Source organism: uncultured Tissierella sp., assembly GCF_902479755.1.
Taxonomy (GTDB): Bacteria; Bacillota; Clostridia; order Tissierellales; family Tissierellaceae; genus Tissierella; species Tissierella carlieri.
Genome location: NZ_CABSQO010000003.1, coordinates 54,097 through 72,949 on the forward strand (window position 1 = coordinate 54,097; position 18,853 = coordinate 72,949).

Consider the following 18,853-nt stretch of genomic DNA (forward strand, 5'->3'; position numbering starts at 1 on the left):
TTCACTAAATAAATTGGGGGGAGATTTTTTGAGAAGGAGATTTATTTCATTTGTATTAGCAATAATTATTTTAATTCCTCTAGTACCAATACCTGTTTTTAGTAATGGATTGGTTAAGGAAATTGATGTTTTCATGAATAATTTTAGGGTGCAAGTAGAGGGAAAAAATTTTTCTCACAAGGAAGTTTTTCTTTATGAAGGTGATATTTTTGTACCTATGAAAGACTTCGGTAAAGCTCTGGGTCTTGGAGTTAATTTTAATTCCAATAAGAGGACTCTTACTTTGAACTCTAATAATAAACTGAGATTTAATGATAATTCTAAATATCCTATAGCCTATCAAAGAGGATATGAAATAGAGGTCAAAGAAAGATTGATGGATAATATTAATCAAGAAATTCGTGATTTTTTGAGGGACACTAAATCAAAATCTAGTTCAAAGGATATAGATTTAAAAACTATTCGTGCTGGTTTTTCAGGTATAGAAATTACATTAGATGGAAAAAAGATTTTTTTAGATGGGGAACCTCTTTTATATAATGATGATGTCTATCTTCCATTGACATCCTTGTCACCTTATCTATATATCACTCCAAAGTTAAATAATAATGTTATAGATATTGATTGCAATGGAGTATTGAAGGACAAGCCAAAGGATACTATTTATCCTAGCTATTATTCTATTGATGAATTAGTTAAATTTAGAGAAGATTTAAATAGTAGATATGCTAGGGAATTGGAAGAACTAAATAAAAAGAAAAAAATAATAATTGATGTAAAGATTCCTTATGAAGAAATAAAATCCTTATCGGATATGGAAAGATATTTAAATAGACATCTTTCAAAAATTAATGACTTAAATGTGGATATAGACCTTCGCTCTGGTACTGGTAATTGGTATTATGTAGAAATTGATTTCTCTACTCGTGATAATAGTAGATGGCGTAATCTAAGTAGAAGAGATGTGGAAGCCTATATATGGGATATTTATGTGGCTATTTCTAGTCTTTATGATGAAGAAGCCAGAATCCAAGGAAATATAAAGAGATATGTAAGTTTTGATACTAAGGCGAAAAATATTGTCTTTAGCTTTATGGATAGCGGATTAGATATGAAATCAAAGGTAGATCCTGTATTTATTGGAGAACTGCTTAATAAGACACTAGGCAAATATGGCGGTGAATACTTTGATTATACTGCTAGGATTTCAGGCTATGATTTGGAGCTTGTAATCACTCCTTCTCATAGTGACTATATGGAAAGATGGTCTCCTAGCCGTAAACTGGACTTGCTGGAGAGGATAAATAGTGAAATCAGAAGATATTATCCTGGTCTTAAAGTAAATGGCAAAGTTGTTTACAGGGATTTAGAGCCTATATCATTTACTATTGATGATAATAAAGTAAGATCAACTACTTTGATGGCAGACACTGCCGAGTATTTAAACAATAGATACGGTGTGCTATATACCAATGGAGTTAGGATTCCTATAAAGTATAGTTTAAATCAAGTAGATAATGATAATTTCAAACTAATGGTAGATATGGACTTCTCCGCATCTGACTCTAAATGGAATACTAGTTCAAAGGATGATTTAGCTGATTTGATGAATGAAGTTATGAAGCTAATAGTAGATATGTGGGATGCTAATGTTTTCGTTCAGGTATTTGATAAATCTCAGTATTTGGTTTATGAATACATTGTTTCTCAAGATACTGTACAGATGGTAAGAGCTAATCCTAGTGGTGGTGAAGTTGTAGAAGGTTCTACTGTTACTTTGAGCACTGCCACAAATGGAGCCAAAATTTACTATACTCTAGATGGCTCTATGCCTACTATTAACAGCAACTTATATACTGCACCTATAGTTATTAGCTCCAATACTACAATAAAAGCCTTTGCTGTAAGAAATGGATTTAAAGATAGTCCAGTATCTACATTTGAATATACTATAGTAGCTGATGATAATATGGCTACTGGTTTAGATAGTTTAAGATTTGATATAGGCACTCTTAGTCCTAGATTTGATAGGAGAGAATCTAATTATACTTTATCTTTACCTTATGGAACTTCAAGAGTTAAAGTCACTCCAACAGCGGTCATAGGAAGTATCACTGTAAATGGCACTACAGTTGCCAGCGGAGATAGCATAGATTTAAATATAGACTCTAATCCAATTAATATCATCCATACTGAATCTGGTAAGGCTAAGAATAGGTCTTATACTATTAATGTAAAACTTGAAGATAAAGAAGAATCTGATGTTAAGTTACGTAGCTATAGCTTTAATACCTTAGGTTATGGTATCTTTAGTGGTCAGCTTACAGGAAATTATAGTGGTCATAGGGTGAAACTATTATCTACTACTGATAGTGAATATGACGAAGTATCAGTTGATAGCAATGGTGAGTTTGAGATTACGGGATTCCCTATTGATTTTCTAAGCAAATTAATAGGATACAAATATGAGGTTATAGATTCAAATGGAAATATAGTCGATTCTGGAACTTTAAGTGAAAGATAGTGGAGGTGATGATTTGAAAAGAACTTTGTCAGTTTTACTAGCTATTGTACTTCTACTCCCTAGTTTTACTTTTGCTAGTCCCTATGATGATTTGATTGATAATGCCAGAGTTTTTCAGATGGGTATAATGGGACAAGGCAGAATTGATTTAGATAAGAAGATTAGTCGAGAGGAACTGGCTACCATTGCTGTTAGACTAAAGGGATTAGAATATATGAAGGATTTCCAAAAACAATCTACTCCATTTAAGGATGTAAAAGGCTGGTCTGTTCCATATATAAATATTGCCTATGATATGAAATTAGTAAATGGAGTAAAAAAAGATTTCTTTAATCCCAATGGCAAAATCAGCTATGGGGAACTTCTAACTGTATTGATGAGAATTCTAGGCTATGAAGATGGTGTAGACTTTAAAAAATATCCTGAAGACTATTATTCTAAGGCTTTAGAAATAGGTCTAGGAAATCTCTATATTCCCCATGATGAGGTTGTGACTAGAGGCATTGCTGCTGCTACTATTAATAAGGCATTGGATTTGAAGATGAAAAATAGTGATAAGAATCTGTCTAGCTTACAGGGCAGTTATTATATAAATATACCAGGTACAAGTCCAAATGCAGAAGATTATATAGTGGATAATAAAGTTTATATGAGAGATTTAAACTTTAATACTACTATTGTAGGAGTTTTTTCTGGGGTGTTAATGGGTGTAAGTGATTTCTCTGAATACAAGGTTGTTCTATTATCTAAGTCTGATAAGATTTTGGATTCTATGATATTAGGGAGAAATGGAAAGTTTTCCATTGAAAACTTTGATATTAGCACTTTAAGTAAATTACAGGGATATAAATATGAGATTTATTCTCCCAGTGGAAATTTAATTCTATGGGATAATTTAGACTAGGAGGTGTTTATGTGAAAAGGATATTTGTTTTTGTTTTAAGTATAATTATTTTACTCAGCAGTTCTATTAGCTTCGCCGCTCCCGGAGACTTTATCCATACTGGATTAAAGAAGGGTTATAATATGAAGAATACAGATGATAGAGCCGCTCTAATAAGAGATTTGAAGAATGGGGACGTTGATGAAAAGCTTTTTTATCGTGAGATAGAAGGCGGAAAATATATAAACATAGTTGAGGAAGAAGACAAACAAGAGGCAGAGTTGAAAAATCTTCTTTCAGCTGAAGGTGTAGATACTTCTGATCCCAATGCTATAGAAGCATTTCTTAAAAATCCTAATAATACTGAAATAGTTCGAGATATAGGTACAGCATTAGAGAAAGTAACTACTAATAATGCAAAATCATTTGATGATATTGATGATGCAGACAAAGGTTATATTGAAGATTATTTCAAAAATATATATGCTCAGAGACTACTGACTCCTAGTAATTATTCTATACCTGTACCCGGCTCCAAGGATAATGCTACTAAGATAGTAAATTTAACTTTTCCTTCTGGTTCTGGAGCTACTAGGTGGATAGTTAAGGTGGGGGATAATTCCTTTGGACCATTTGAAATTAACAAAGAAATGACTGATGGAAAATCATATAATTCTGGCACAGATATTGAAGCTGAAATAGATAAATATTTACTTCTAGCCGCTGTCGACGCCAATGCTAGAATAAAGGCCTATGCTAGTATCAAGATTACCAATGAAATGGTAAGGGCACCTAAGGTTGAGGCTGAGAAAGATACAAGTATAACAGCTACTTTAAATAAAGCTACAAATAATTCGGGGGCTACTACAGTTAGTGGACTTACAGGTGATTGGAAATTAGCCGTATTAGACACTATGCGTGATAAGGTTTATGAAACAGATAAATTTAATTCCGTTGATTATGCAGATGGTATAGAGCTTAGAGTTGCCAGTGATGAAGAGTTGGACAATATGTCTAGTGACTTTAAGAAATATATTATTATCTATAGTGAGAAGGATGGGAAGATAGAGAAGTATAATATAGTTGAAGTGACTTCAGATAAGGTATCAAATGCCTTTGAAGCTGAAAAACTTATTGCTGGAAATCATTATTCAATTCCTGTAAAGGGTAATTCCGCTGGCACTACTAAAATAGAAGAACTATCTGGGTTAAAAGATTTTGGTGCTTCTAAATGGATGTATAAAGTAGGTACTAATTTAACTGCTCCTCTATTGGATAGAGGTATAAAGGATAGTGTAGACTATGGAGCTGGTGAAGATATATCCATTGGTATAGGCCAAGATTTAATGATATTGGCTACTGATAGCAATGGACAGGTAAAAGCTTACGACATAGTTAAAGAAATTACTGAGGATAAAATAAAAAATCCTTTGGCAGAAGAGCTTAAGGAAACTACTCATTACACTAAGCCTGTAAAGGGTTCTACTGTAGGTACTACTGCATTTGGGTTCTTGAAATATTCTGGTATTTCTAGTTGGAAATATGTAGTTAGTAATGAATCCATATCAGCACCTGAGCTAGGCAGTAGTCTAGAAACTGGTACGTCTATTAATTTAGTCAGCGATGCTAGTGACAATATAGAAGTGGAAAAAGATGAGGATAAGTTAAAGGATGATAACGGATTTAGAAAATATATGATGGTATATGGGTTAGATGGAAGTGGTAAGGTCAAGGTATATAAGAGTTTCATCATGAATGACTCCAATGTAAAGATGCCTACTGCTAATTTACTTGAAACTCCTAAGAACTATTCCATTCCTGTAAAGGGTAATACTCCTAATACTACTAGAATAGCAACCTTAAACCACACTGGATTAAGCAGCACTGGATTTAGATATAAGATAATAGATGAATCATCTATGGATATAGAGTTTAACCAAAAAATTGATAATATTCGTGAACTTAGGGCAAACGTAGATATAACTACTACTGTAGGCAAGAATTTATTGATATTAGCTGTAGATAGTTCCAATAGAACTAAGGCTTATAATATAATCAAGCTTGACTTCGATAATGTAAAGGCTGGAAATGCACCTTTACTACAACCTACAACAAATTATCAAGGTCCCGTACCTGGTGATGTAAATAACAGTACCAAATTTACTTTCTTAAATCTACCAGCAGGCGCTAATAAATGGGTTTATAAAATTGGTATTTCTAGCGTTGGTACACTTGAATCTGGTGCTGTTGTTGGTGGAGATTATAAGGAATATACACCTTATGAAGATATTACTGGTGTATCCTCAGAGCAATATTTATTGTTGGCAGCTATAAGTAGCGATAATAAAGTAATTGCCTATAGAGAATTTAGATTAAATGATAATGAGGTGAAGGGCAGTACTGCTCCTCTGCTAACTGAAAAGGCTTATCTATTGATGAAAGGCGATAATCCTAGTACGACTAAGCTAAAGCTTGAACCTCTAGGTCTTGAAAATCCTTTATCTATTGGATGGAGATATAAACTAGTAGATACTAAACCTACTGAAGATACTAAGAAGCCTTATTTAAACCAAATAGTATCTGATACTACGACTTACAATGTAAACTATAGCACTAAAATTGGTCCTGACATTGCTGTAACCAAGATTGGCAGCTCCTATGGATATATATTGCTTCTTGCTACAGATTTTGCTGGTAGGACTAAAGCATATGAATATATTGAAGTAACTGCTGATAATGTGAAGGAACATGCGCCTACTTTTAGTGGTGTTAATATTGTTGAAGGTTCCACCATTGATTCTGCTAAGGTCACTGGACTAGCTACTGGGAAAGAATATAGGTATTTAATCAGCAGCACTATACCTACTACTCCTGCCTCTGGTGATACTTTGCCTTCTGGAGTCGAGAAATATATTCCTGATACAACGGAGGTTAAAATCAATATTGGTAAGTATCTAACCATATACGAGATTGATAATGATGGAAAAATTATTGGATATATAACATTCGAGATTGTCTCTGTAAAACAAGGACAGGCCGATTTGTCGGGAGAAACTCTCCTTGAAGGCAATATTAAAAATGGAGGATCTAAAGTTACTGTTAAATTAAGTAATGCTGCTACTTGGGCTGATGTAGTAAATAACAAATCTATAAGAGACAAGTTATTCAACGGATTTAAGGCTGATAAAGAAATTAGTGAATGGTCTAAGGTTGTAGCTGCTATGGTAGCTGATGGCAAGGGTGCTATTAATCTTAGTGGAGATACAATTACAATTCTATTGCCTCAAACCTTAAATTATGATATTAAAGAAGAACAAAAAATATCTTTAGTCATACCTGCTGAAGCTATAGAGGGAGCTATAAATCCTATAGCCGCTACTGGAACTATAACTATAAAGCCTACTATAGGTGCTACTATCTCTGGTGATGTAGTAAGCAGTACCGTTCGCCAATCTGATATTAAATCTGGCGGCAAAACTATAGTAATTGAATTGGCAGATGGTATATGGAATACGGATGTAAGTGGAATAATAGATGAATTTAGTGGCAGGACTAATTGGAGTAAGATCCTTAATAAAGTAAAGACTAATGGGAATATAGTTAGAAACTCTGGTACTAAGGTGACTATTACCCTTCCCCCTGTAACCGATGTAGATTTTGGTACTACTAAGGAAGTAATTTCACTAACTATACTTAAGAGTTCCAATCTAATCCAAGGTGCAACTGAAGATGTAATTGCCAGTCCAAACTTTACTCTATATCCTGATATATTACAGGTTGCTGGCAAAGCTGCTGATGAAAAAGATAAAGTTACTTTAATGGCACCTGATTATAGAATCATAGATACTAAGAATGATACTTGGGTCATTGATATAACCGTTGGAACTTTAAAAGACAATATAACCAACAATGATATAATAATCGCTGGTCTTCCTAAAGGACTTGTGGCTACTGTATCTAAAGTTTCAACTAATGCTATAGAAATTAAAGTATCTGGTACTGCTTCGACTACTTTAACTAGTGATACAACAATTAAAGTAAAAATTAAAGGCATTGCTGTAACAGAGCCTAACTCTGTTGATTCTGATGAAATAGAGTTAAAGTTGATTAAAGGCGGATCTATAATAGGAGAATTAAATAATGTAGGAATAAATGTTGTAGATAATAAGCTGACTAAAACTAATGAGAATATGCAATATAGCTTAGACTCAACCAATGGAGTTAATGGAACATGGTATGATGCTTCTAGTGGAACTGAAACTACTGTTACTGGCGGATTTAAAGCTGGCAAAGTCTATGTAAGAGACAAAGATAATATTAAAGTATTTAGAGAAGTAGCTATTCTAAGTCACCCTAAAGCACCTATAGGAATTGACCCTTACACATTAAGTGTAAATTACACTGCAGATAAGAAAGAAGTCGAATTAAACGGATTTGAAGCTGGAATATTCGATTTCACTCTAGATGGTGGTAATAATTGGTCTAAACTTGATACACCTAAGATTATTTTAACTAAGGACTCTGATTTGAGAGTTAGATATAGGGCTAATGAAAATAGCTTGCCATCATTAGCTACTGGAAAATTAAATGGATTATATCTTGGAAATATAACTATGAATGTTGGGGCAGGTAAAATTATTGGTACTACTACAACTATGGAATATAGTTTAAATGATGGAGATACTTATACTACAGCTAAGGCTAATGAAACTCCTGTAAGTTTCGTAAAGGATGGAACAGTGATCATTAGAGAAAAAGCTAGACCTTTAAATAAATACCCCATTGGTACTGTAGGTATCGTCGCAAGTCCTACTAAAGAAAGTATAAGTTTTAGCATTCTAGCTGGTACTATTACCGATACAGGAAAAAGAGGTCTTCAATATAGAATAGGTAACGATAGCTGGAAGGATTTATCCTCCACTGACCCGTCAACATCAGTAGATTTTAAACAAGGTAAGCTTGAGGTTAGAGCTAAGGGAGATGCTGATAAGCTTCCTTCTGAGCCTGTTGAATTAGCAATCATAGCTAATCCTGCTTCAGCTCCTGAGCTAATTGCTGATGATTTTACTAAAAATATTAGTTATTGGAATGGCAGTAGTGAATTATTATTAGAAGATGCTTCATTAACAGATGTACTTGAATATAATATAAATGGCGGTCCTTGGAAAACTAATACTACTTGGGCTAGTGATAAAGTAACTGATTTAATAAAAAATGGAAGTCCAAAGATAAATGTAAGACATAAGGCTAAAGCTGATACCCTACCTAGTTTGACTAAGACTATAAGTTTTACAGGTAATCTAACTTTTGAAAATGTAAAACTTAATGTAGTAGAAGGAAAAATTGAAGGCACTACTACTGCTATGCAATATAGTATAGACTCCACTGATGGATTAAATGGTACATGGATCGATGCAAAAGCAAATACTACAGCTATATCTTTTACCCAAGGCATGAAAGTTTATATTAGAGAAAAATCTAAGCCTTTAAATTGGCACGAACTTAGTAGTGGTATCGGTGTTGAAGCTGCTATTACTACTGGAGATATTGCTTATAGTATAGTTGAAGGTAGTATAACTAACAAAAGCTCCTCTCAAATTCTTGAATATAGAATAGGCACTGAACCTTGGAAGTCAATTGATAGATCTAAAACAGTTTATGGAGTAGAATTTAAGGCTGGAACATTACAAATTAGAGCTAAGGGTACTGAAAGTACTTTACCTTCATCAGTTATCAGTATAACTATAAAGGCCAAGGCTTCAGCTCCACAGCTTAAATATGATGATACCAAATATACTATTGAAAAAATAGGTTCTGCTGAAGGGATAAGCTATGAATATAGTATCAACGGTGGATCATGGATTTCAGGTAATACAAATACTCAATTTGAAGGTGGCAATGTAGTACTTGTGAGATTGAAAGCTACAGATGAACTACTTCCTAGTCTAGAGCAAAAAATTACCTTTACACATAATCTGGATTTAGGAAATGTTATATTAAATGTTGGAAAATCCCAGCTTGAAAATACCAGTACCTCAATGGAGTACAGCATAGATTCTACTAATGGAGAAGATGGACTATGGTTCCAATGTACTGCTACTACAACAAAGATTGACTTGAAACCTGAAGCAATTGTATATGTAAGGGAAAAAGCTAAGCCTAGAAATTCATTGAAACTAAGAAAAGATATGGATCCAATTAAGAAAAAAGATTTCATCAATGGCAATGTTATTGTAAATAGTAACTTAGACTATGATCTTCAGAAAAGAACTATTTCCATTAACGGTGTAGATGCTGGAAATAAAGAAGCACTGCAGAATATAGTAAATGATTTACAATACAGGATAGACAATGGCAATTGGATAAATGTTGATTATGTGACTTTAGTAAATGGAGAAACTATATTAGCATTTAATGTAAACTTTGTTGCAGGAAATCTAGAGTTTAGACTTAGAGGTGATGAAAACACATTGCCATCTGATAGTATTTTAAAGTACACAATCAAGGCTCCGATTTCAGCACCTAATGTGTCTGTAGGATTTGATTTAGCTAAGTACAGAAATAGTATTAATGGCACTATAACTAACTTAGAATATAGCTTCGGACCAAATGGACCATGGATTGATGGAGTGCATTTAGATAGCGAAGATTTAGCAGGTAATGTATATGTTAGAACTAAGGCTAATAAGAATACTCTTCCTAGCTTAGTTAAAACTTTAGAATTTACCCCTGTTCTAAATCTAAAGACTATAAACCTAAGCACTCATGTAAAACCACTTGAATTAAATGGTACTACTGCTCAAATGGAGTATAGAATAAATGGTGCTGAATGGAAACCTTGCTCTGAAGGCAATACTCAGCTAAAGAGAATGGATGGATCCGATCTAAATGATCTTTCTGTTGTAAACAAAATTGAAATTCGTGACAGTAAACAACATGGAAATACTATTATAGTATATCCATAACCATAAGTTAAAGCAGCTAGGAAATATCCTAGCTGCCTTCTTATTCCACAAATCCTTTTACTTTTCCTCTAAGAATCAGCCTTGTAAATCCACCAGTTGGTTTGTCCACATAAGTGGGTAATCCCTTCTCCTTTAATTTATCTGGTAGATTTGTCTTTGCTCTGTCTTTATCTAATATTACTCCTACATGGGGATGCATTGTAACAAAGTCAAGTATTTCCTCATCTGTATAATCTTCCTTTGTAGGATTTAATATTACCTTGTTAAATCCCCTATATGTTACTGTTAAATATTGGCGGAAGTTTTTTATCTCCACTATACATCTATCTATTAGCATTGGATATTCTGTAAAAGCTTTGACAAACACTTTAGTATCTGGCTCTCCATGACGCAGAATAATGTATGCATCTTCGTGTTTTTCCATCCATTTTATAAGATCCTCTATTGCCATTTGACTTTGATCTTTTTTCATTTTTAATCCCTTAAATTCTTCTAAAGTCAACCTTCTATCCTTTGGATCTTCAAAGAGGTTATTATAGTACCAATACCAATCCTTTAATAAGATTATCCTATCATCTGTAGTTAACTCTATATCTACTGCTAAGAGCCTACGCCCTTTATCATAGGCCTTATTCAATTCTTCTAAGGAATTAAAATAGAAAGAAGCTATCTTTTTATCCTTTAATATTTCCGCCTCTGTTAAAGCCTCTAAATCTACTTCTCCAATATTTTCTATATAATATTTCAATAAGTTTTTCTTTAGGATAAAGTCTGAGTTATTGATTTCTTCAATTATTTTATCATACATGGAACGAAATTTATCCTTATCTATTTCTTCCCTTGTATTTAAGTCATAAGCCTTGCTATGGTCAAATAATCCATCCCTTGCCATTACAAACATTGTATCCTCAGATATAAATGACCCTTTTAATAAATATGTTTGTGGAAATACATAGTTTTTGTCTTCATAATTTGTCAAATCTCTTCCTAGCATTAAACCCTTTTCATTTTTATATCCCATTATATTTAAAATAGTTGGATAGAAATCCATGGGGCTTCCTACTGTAGAAATGGTTTCATGAATCTCCTCTCCTGGCACATGAATAATAAGTGGTATATTCATCATAGAATCATAATCATATTTATATCCTAGAAACTCTGTCATCATATTATCTACTTCATTATCTCCGCTTTGTATTGCAAAATGATCTCCATATATAGCAATAACTGTGTCTTTATATAACCCTTCATTCTTTAAATCTTCTATAAATTTACCTATTTCCTTATCTGCATAATGTATTGATTGTAGATAATTACCTAAAATTGTGCCTTCATGCTCTGGCTTAATTTTTAGCATTTGATATTCTTCTGGAATATTAAAAGGCGAATGAGATGTAAGAGTTATAATAAAAGCGTAAAACGGATTATTATCTATACTATCTAATTCCTTTAAATATTCTATATTTTGCTTAAAGAAGTCTTCATCTCTTATTCCAAATCCAATAGTCTTTTCAAATTTATAATCCTCTTCAGATATAAATCTTTGGAAACCTTGACCGACATAGGCTTTTTCTCTATTCCAAAATTCCTTTTTATATCCATGCATAGCCCAAACAGTATAGCCCCGATCTCTCAACAACCAAGGAAGACCATAAAATGTATTATTCTCATATTTGGTATAGCTAGGCTCTTCCAAGGATGGATGTAAAGAATTGTGACTTACGAATTCCGCATCAGAGGTATTACCCCTACCTATAAGTTGATAATATTTATCGTAATATATGGAAGATTTATCATTCATTAATCTATTTAAATTTGGTGTAATTTCTTGGTTATTGTAATTCAAATCTATTACAAAATTTTGCAATGCTTCTACCTGTAGTACTATAAGGTTTTTATTTTTTCCTATTCCAGTTAATTTACCATCTTTTAAGTTTGTACGAAGCTTTATTGACTCTAAGTCTTCTTCTGTAAATATAATATTTCCTTCATTTTTAGAGGAATTAATATTTTTAGCTATATCTGTAGCATGAAAAAAATATGGTTCTTGTGCCATTAATGATTCTATTTGTCCTATAGTATTGCCATGAATTATTGCGAAGGCAAGAATCGTAAATATTATATGATTAATATAAGGGAGAAAAGAGGAAGTTTCTTTTATCCTTTTTAAATTAATTTTCTTGGAATATGCTGAAATAAAAATTAGTATAGGTATATCTAATATGATTAATAGATTTTTTATATTTATCAGGCTTTTTATATTATCTCCCACTGCTGTAAGTTGCTTAGCCTGTCCTAACATTGATACAGAAGGTAATGCATAGAATTGACTATAATAAACTACATCTAGAAACATTATAAATGAAACTACACTATAAAAAATCATTATGATTAGAGTTTTATATTTTAGCTTTGTTTGATTAATTAAAGATATAATCCCTATTGTGGTCATGGACGTTATGATTAATATTAAAATTTTATTAAATTCAACATTGGTAATATTTAAAAATAGTATTGTTTTTAGTATAAATAAAATTGATAAAATCATTTCTGCCTCCAAACTAATACAATAGGGGACGATTAATTCCGTCCCCTTGTTTATTTAATTTTTAATAATCCTATTTTAATATTTCTAATGCCTTTTTTAACTGCAAATCTTCTTTTTCTGTGTTCTCTACTTTTATATCTGGCTCTATTCCCTTTCCATGTATTGAGGTCTTATTTGGAGTTAGATATTCTGATGTTGTTAACTTTATTAAACTTCCATCTTCAATAGGCAATAGAGATTGTACTATACCTTTTCCAAAGGTTTTTGTCCCTACTAAGGTTCCTGCTTTTCTATCCTTTATGGCTCCTGCTACTATTTCAGATGCAGATGCTGAGTTTTCATTTACTAATACTACTAATTTGTATTTTATTTTCTCAAGGGTTGAAGTATATGTCTCTAATGGTTGATTTTTTGCCCTTATATGAACTACATCACCCTTTGGCACAAACAATTTAGCTATTGATATTGCCTGTGTAAGTTGCCCTCCAGGATTGTCTCTTAAATCTAAAATTACCTTTGTTACATTTTTATTATCAAATTCTTGAAGTGCTTTTTTTACTTCTTGAGTAGTCTGTGTATTGAATTCATCTATTTGTAAATAACCTATTTTGTTTTCTAAAATTTTGTAGTGTACTGGTGTGATTGAAATAGTGTCTCTTACTATTTCAATTGTTAAAATTTTCCCTTCTCTTTGGATACCTAATTTTACTTTTGTATCCTTTGGCCCCTGTATCATACTGGATACTTTTTCTAATCCAAGATCTTTGATATCTACATCATCTACTGATACGATTAGATCATCTTTCTTCACTCCAGCTTTTTCTGCAGGTTGGCTTTTAATAATATCTCTTACATTTATATATCCGTCCTTTTCTTCTATGTGTATGCCAATTCCACTAAAAGTACCCATTAGGCTTTTATATACACTAGCCGATTCCTCTACTGTATAATAGTTACTATAAGGGTCTATGGATTGGAGCATCCCTTTTAATGCCGCTTCTATTAGCTTACTCTCATCAACTTCAAATGGATAAGAATCTTTGACATATTCTAAAACTTCTTCGAAAAATATTAAATCCGCCTTTAATTCTGGTGGGCTACTTTGTGTTTCTGCTAATGCAAAGCTTGGGATAATTAATGTTAAAATTAGGGCAAAGATTATAATTTTAGATTTATTTTTATTCATTTTATTGCCTCCTTTTAGTTAGCGCCTTTGAGCCTTATTCTTATTATTTTACAGCATTATTGTATTGAGGTCAACTATGGAACAAAGAACTAAAATAGAGGTATATAAAAAACAAGTCAAGAAAGATACTTCGCTCTATCTTTCCTGACTCTTCCTATTTATCTTACTGCCTTTAATTTTGCTATATCAAGGGCACTTTTAGTTGTCACTATTTCTAATATATTAAAATCATTGCGCAATTCTTTTACTTCATCATATACGGATTGTATCTCTGTTTTTAACTCTTCAACTACAAGTTCAAGGTCTTCCTTCGTTGCCATAGTATTCTTTATTTCTTGTAGTTCTGCCTTTGTTGCCATTGTGTCCCTGAGTTCTTGGATTTCTTCCTTTAATTCTGTTCTTACTCCTTGAATTTCTTCCTTTAATTCTGTTCTTACTCCTTGAATTTCTTCCTTTAGCTCTGTTTTTACGTTCAACACTTCAGCATAAAGTTTTTCTAGTAAGTCATAAACTTTTTCATCCATATAGATTCTCCTCTCCGTTTATCCTTAAATAGATTATATCATTTATGGATTACTTTATACAATGAAAAAATTAGGGACATTCCTCAGCAAGATAGATTATCCTGCAAAGTTCTGTCCCTTAATCTTAAATCAATTCTCTATTTACTATTTCTGTAACTACAAATGTGGCCACATCTTCAGCAAAGGAACCTGTACCGAAGCCTGCGTCATAGCCCAATTCTTTGGCTAATTCGTGGCCGATTCTTGGACCTCCGCATGTAAGTACTACTTTATCTCTGATTCCTTCTGCTTCTAGTAATTCTACTAATTGTGTAAGGTTTGGTATGTGAACATCTTTTTGTGTAACTACTTGTGATACTAAGATAGCATCTGCATTTAGCTCTATTGCCTTCGCTACCAACTCTTCATTTGGCACTTGGGAACCTAGATTATATGCCTCTACTCCTTCATATCTTTCTAGTCCATAATGCCCTGCATAGCCTTTCATATTCATTATGGCATCGATGCCTACTGTATGGGCATCTGTACCTGTACAAGCACCAACTATAATTACTTTTCTCTTTATATTATCCTTGATATATTGCTCTACTTCTTCTTTAGATAATACATCTACATCTACCTTTGGTACCTCTATTTTAGTAAAGTCTATTGTATGTGTACATTTACCATATACTACGAAATAGGTATATCCTACTCCTAAATCCTTTGAATACACCACTGATGGTTCATCAAAACCCATCTTTCTAGCTAGTTGGCGAGCTGCTTCTACAGCTTCATCTCCAGCTGGTACTGGAAGTGAAAATCCTAGCTGTACCATTCCGTCATTCATCGTATCTCCGTAAGGTTTTACTTGTGTTAAATCTACCTTTGCAATTTCCACCATTATCTGTCACCTCCAAGCATCAATTCAATAAATGGATTGAAATATCCTGAGTCCTTCTTAGCTACTCCATCTAGACCCTTTCCACCTGTACGTGATCTTTTTACTCCACCAAATTTACCTTGTTCTATAGTTTGGAATAACCCTTCTTTTTCTATCTGAGTTAGAAGTGCTTCTGCATTTTTCAATACTTCTTGGGCTCTAGTTTGAATAATTCCGCCTTCTTTAAATTCTATTTCATCTCCTAGGCTTCTTGCATTATTGAATATATATTGAGCATTTTCTATAGATAGATATCTATCCTGTAAATGTGGTGTATGAATTGCTTCTGTCAACATTCCTAATAGTTGGATACCTTGGTTGGTCATAATTGATACCATATTGAACATAGCATTTTGTACATGACCTTTAAATATATTTCCTGTCATGAATTTTGTTGGAGGCATGTATTTTAACGGTGCTTTAGGGAATATTTCTCTAGCCATTTGAGCTTGAGATAATTCCAATAAAAATCCATTTTCTACTGTTGGGTCCATTTCAAATGCGTGACCAAGACCCATTTGTTCTTCTGGTATACCTGCTTTAATTGCAAATTGTTCATTTATAAATTGTGATGCTAATACTGTATGTGCCGCTTCTACTGCATCATCAGTGGTTAAATAATTGTCTTCTCCAGTATTTATAATAATTCCTGCGAATCCATTGATTATTCTTGAGAAATATTGATCTACTAAGGTTCTTTGCATATTAATATCTCTAAACAGGATACCGTATAATGCATCATTTAGCATCATATCTAATCTTTCACTAGCTCCCATTGCCGCTATCTCTGGCATACAAAGTCCTGAGCAGTAGTTACATAATCTTATATATCTGCCTACCTCTTCACCTACTTCATCTAATGCTCTTCTCATTAGTCTGAAGTTTTCTTGAGTTGCATATGTTCCCCCAAAACCCTCAGTCGTTGGTCCATATGGTACGTAGTCAAGTAAGGATTGTCCAGTAGTTCTAATAACAGCTATAACATCAGCACCTTGACGAGCTGCTGCCTGTGCTTGGACTATATCCTCATAGATATTTCCTGTAGCTACTATTACATATAAATATGGTTTTTTTCCTTCACCTATTGTATTTAGATATTCATTTCTCTTATTTCTATTTGTTTTAATTCTTTCTACTGTCTTTTCTGCTATTTCATATATTACTTCTTTTATTTTGCTTTCATCAGCAGCTGGAAGTCTTGTAATATCTATTTCTCCTGCTGCTATTTTTTCTGCTACTTCTTGAGGTGTAAGCCCTGTATTTACCACTGCATTTCCTATCCAATATGCTGCACCTCTTTCTAGTCCTCCACCTTCTTTGATATTGTCTACAACTACGTTTGGAAGAGGCTTTTCGATTTCATCTACTCCGTCTATTCCTAGAAGTCTTGCTATTGTTCTTTCTGTTGCAGTTGTAGTATGACCATCTATAAATTTTTGTACTTCATCTGCTATATTTCTAGCCGCATTTCTTGAACTTTCTATTAGTTTTTGATCAAGATTTAATTTCCCCACTTTGTCCTACCTCACTTTCTTTAAATTCAGCGAATAACTAAAAGATAGTTAATAGTGAATAACTAAGAGTGAATAGTTTAGGAAACTTCGAATAAATTCGAAGCTACTAACTAAAAGACCCAAAAGCCTCACTTAAAGCTTTTCACTATTCACTCTTCACTTTTCACTAATCTTAAATATCTCTCCGCCAGCTTAAGTATTTCTTCATCCAGCCCCATTATTCTAGCTATATTTAATGCATCCTTAGGAACTGCCGTGTCTTTTTCTACTACTCTCAGGCTGTAGTCCATGTATTTATTGATTATCTCCATTTTTTCATGGGAATCCATCTCTTTTGCCAAATCAAATATATCTATTTGCGATAATCCTACTACTTGTAGATGAACTACATTGTCTAAATTTGCCACATTATCATAATGTGTAGTTAATAGTGTTATGGAATTTTTGTCCTTTAGATAGTCAACTATTGCTTTGGATATAGCATAGCCTTCTTCTGGATTAGTACCCCTTGCTAATTCATCTATGAGAATTAGCCCTTTTTCATTCGATTTAGATATGGCTTCTCCAACTATTTTAATTTCTCCCCCAAATGTAGATAGTCCTGAGTCCGTGGATTGCATATCCCCAATGGAAGATTTTATAAATTGATTTAAACCTAATTTCATTCTTTTCGCTGGTACAAATAATCCATATTGTGCCATGACTGACAATAGCCCCACTAACTTTAGACTAATTGTTTTACCTCCCATATTAGCTCCTGTAATGCAAGCTACCCCTTCTTTTAAAAATATGGATATGGGAGTAAAATTTAGTTCTTTTTCTTTGAGAAAATCTGCCACCTTTGGATGAATTCCATCGATGATTTCTATTTTATGTTCTTCTACTATATCTGGTTTTACTCCATTTATATCTAAAGCATATTTTGCTTTACCAAGGATTAAATCTAGCTTACCTATGCTTGCCATGTTTCTAAATATTTCTCTTCTTCTCTTACCAATTTCCTTAGAAAGATTTTCTCTTATTCTCAGCTCTTCTCTTTCTTCTTTGTCCTTCAAAATAAGAACTTCTCGTTCTAATTGATTCATTTTTTCCGTTGGCTTTATAGCGAACTTTATATTCATATAGGTTTCTGAAACATAGGTAAGATGAGAGTAGTTTTGGATTTTTTCTATTAGTTCCTTCTTATCCTTGGATATGACTACAGATGAATCAGGTCTAAGATCTAGATTTAACTCTTCCCTTATTGTATTCTTAAGTTCTTTTTTCTTTAATTTTATTTCTTTATCTACTTCACGCTTCTTTTCTCTAATTTGTTTCAACTCATCAGAGTAAGTATCATATATATAAAATGTTGATATTCCTGTGTTTTCAGGATCTAAAAGCTTTTCTAAGAATTCTATTGGTTTAATTTCTGTATCATCAAAGATTGGTATATTATTTTTCTTTATTAATTCACTTAGGTCTCTAATTAAAAAAAGAAAGTTTTTTATCTCAAATAACTCTACTTCTGTGAGGATAAATCCCTCCATAGCCCGTCTAGTTGAGGTTCTTAAATCCTTTATATGAGCAAAGATATTGTTAAACTCCCTTCTTATTTCTTTATTGTGAACTGATGGCAAATAAGCTTCTATCTTGTCTAGTTCCTCCATTAGTTCTCTTTCTCTACCTGATTCAAATGCTTTAAGCCTTCCTTTATACATCATCCCATAGGGTGTAAGGGTGGATATCTTATTTAATATATATTGAAAATCTAAGGATTCTTGAGTCACTTCATCCATGAATATCAT

Annotated in this window: 9 protein-coding genes; 3 read left to right on the forward strand and 6 right to left on the reverse strand. The window is 32.9% G+C overall.

The genetic code is table 11. The features are described from left to right. The first annotated feature begins 28 nt into the window (after nucleotides 1–28). Genes RDK80_RS02870 through RDK80_RS02880 form a run of 3 tightly spaced genes read left to right on the forward strand, consistent with a single transcriptional unit; the run spans nucleotide 29 to nucleotide 10,372 of the window. Nucleotides 29–2,524: a chitobiase/beta-hexosaminidase C-terminal domain-containing protein gene (locus RDK80_RS02870; RefSeq protein ID WP_308523413.1), complete on the forward strand. Its 2,496-nt coding sequence runs from the start codon at nucleotides 29–31 to the stop codon at nucleotides 2,522–2,524. Between the two features lie 13 nt (nucleotides 2,525–2,537). Beyond that, nucleotides 2,538–3,428, forward strand: a complete 891-nt coding sequence (locus RDK80_RS02875; RefSeq protein ID WP_308523414.1) for an S-layer homology domain-containing protein — start codon at nucleotides 2,538–2,540, stop codon at nucleotides 3,426–3,428. A gap of 11 nt (nucleotides 3,429–3,439) precedes the next feature. After that, nucleotides 3,440–10,372: a hypothetical protein gene (locus RDK80_RS02880; protein WP_308523415.1), complete on the forward strand. Its 6,933-nt coding sequence runs from the start codon at nucleotides 3,440–3,442 to the stop codon at nucleotides 10,370–10,372. Nucleotides 10,373–10,412: 40 nt separating this feature from the next. Here RDK80_RS02880 and RDK80_RS02885 read toward each other — a convergent pair whose 3' ends face one another. The 6 genes from RDK80_RS02885 to RDK80_RS02910 all read right to left on the reverse strand — a co-directional run bounded on the left by RDK80_RS02885 (nucleotide 10,413) and on the right by RDK80_RS02910 (nucleotide 18,853). Continuing rightward, nucleotides 10,413–12,920 carry a sulfatase-like hydrolase/transferase gene (locus tag RDK80_RS02885; RefSeq protein ID WP_308523416.1) on the reverse strand — a complete coding sequence of 836 codons (2,508 nt, stop codon included), beginning with the start codon at nucleotides 12,918–12,920 and terminating at the stop codon, nucleotides 10,413–10,415. A 70-nt stretch (nucleotides 12,921–12,990) separates the two neighbouring features. Then, a complete protein-coding gene (locus tag RDK80_RS02890; RefSeq protein ID WP_094900421.1) occupies nucleotides 12,991–14,106 on the reverse strand; it encodes a S41 family peptidase in 1,116 nt (371 codons plus the stop codon). Nucleotides 14,107–14,264: 158 nt separating this feature from the next. Beyond that, nucleotides 14,265–14,630: a hypothetical protein gene (locus tag RDK80_RS02895; RefSeq protein ID WP_256311821.1), complete on the reverse strand. Its 366-nt coding sequence runs from the start codon at nucleotides 14,628–14,630 to the stop codon at nucleotides 14,265–14,267. Nucleotides 14,631–14,754: 124 nt separating this feature from the next. After that, nucleotides 14,755–15,513 (reverse strand): OAM dimerization domain-containing protein, encoded by a 759-nt coding sequence (locus RDK80_RS02900; RefSeq protein WP_308523417.1) that lies wholly within the window; start codon nucleotides 15,511–15,513, stop codon nucleotides 14,755–14,757. Further along, the gene (locus RDK80_RS02905) at nucleotides 15,513–17,066 is read right to left on the reverse strand and encodes a lysine 5,6-aminomutase subunit alpha (protein WP_308523418.1); all 1,554 of its coding nucleotides are present in this window, start codon (nucleotides 17,064–17,066) and stop codon (nucleotides 15,513–15,515) included. The genes RDK80_RS02900 and RDK80_RS02905 overlap by 1 nt, the downstream gene beginning before the upstream one ends. 149 nt (nucleotides 17,067–17,215) lie before the next feature. Next, entirely contained in the window at nucleotides 17,216–18,853 is a 1,638-nt protein-coding gene (locus RDK80_RS02910; RefSeq protein WP_308523419.1) for a DNA mismatch repair protein MutS, read from the reverse strand.

Coding starts and splice junctions, on each gene's coding strand:
- RDK80_RS02885 (WP_308523416.1), bottom strand. CDS start 12,920: ATGATTTTATCAATTTTATTTATACTAAAAACAATACTATTTTTAAAT.
- RDK80_RS02890 (WP_094900421.1), bottom strand. CDS start 14,106: ATGAATAAAAATAAATCTAAAATTATAATCTTTGCCCTAATTTTAACA.
- RDK80_RS02895 (WP_256311821.1), bottom strand. CDS start 14,630: ATGGATGAAAAAGTTTATGACTTACTAGAAAAACTTTATGCTGAAGTG.
- RDK80_RS02900 (WP_308523417.1), bottom strand. CDS start 15,513: ATGGTGGAAATTGCAAAGGTAGATTTAACACAAGTAAAACCTTACGGA.
- RDK80_RS02910 (WP_308523419.1), bottom strand. CDS start 18,853: ATGATATTCATGGATGAAGTGACTCAAGAATCCTTAGATTTTCAATAT.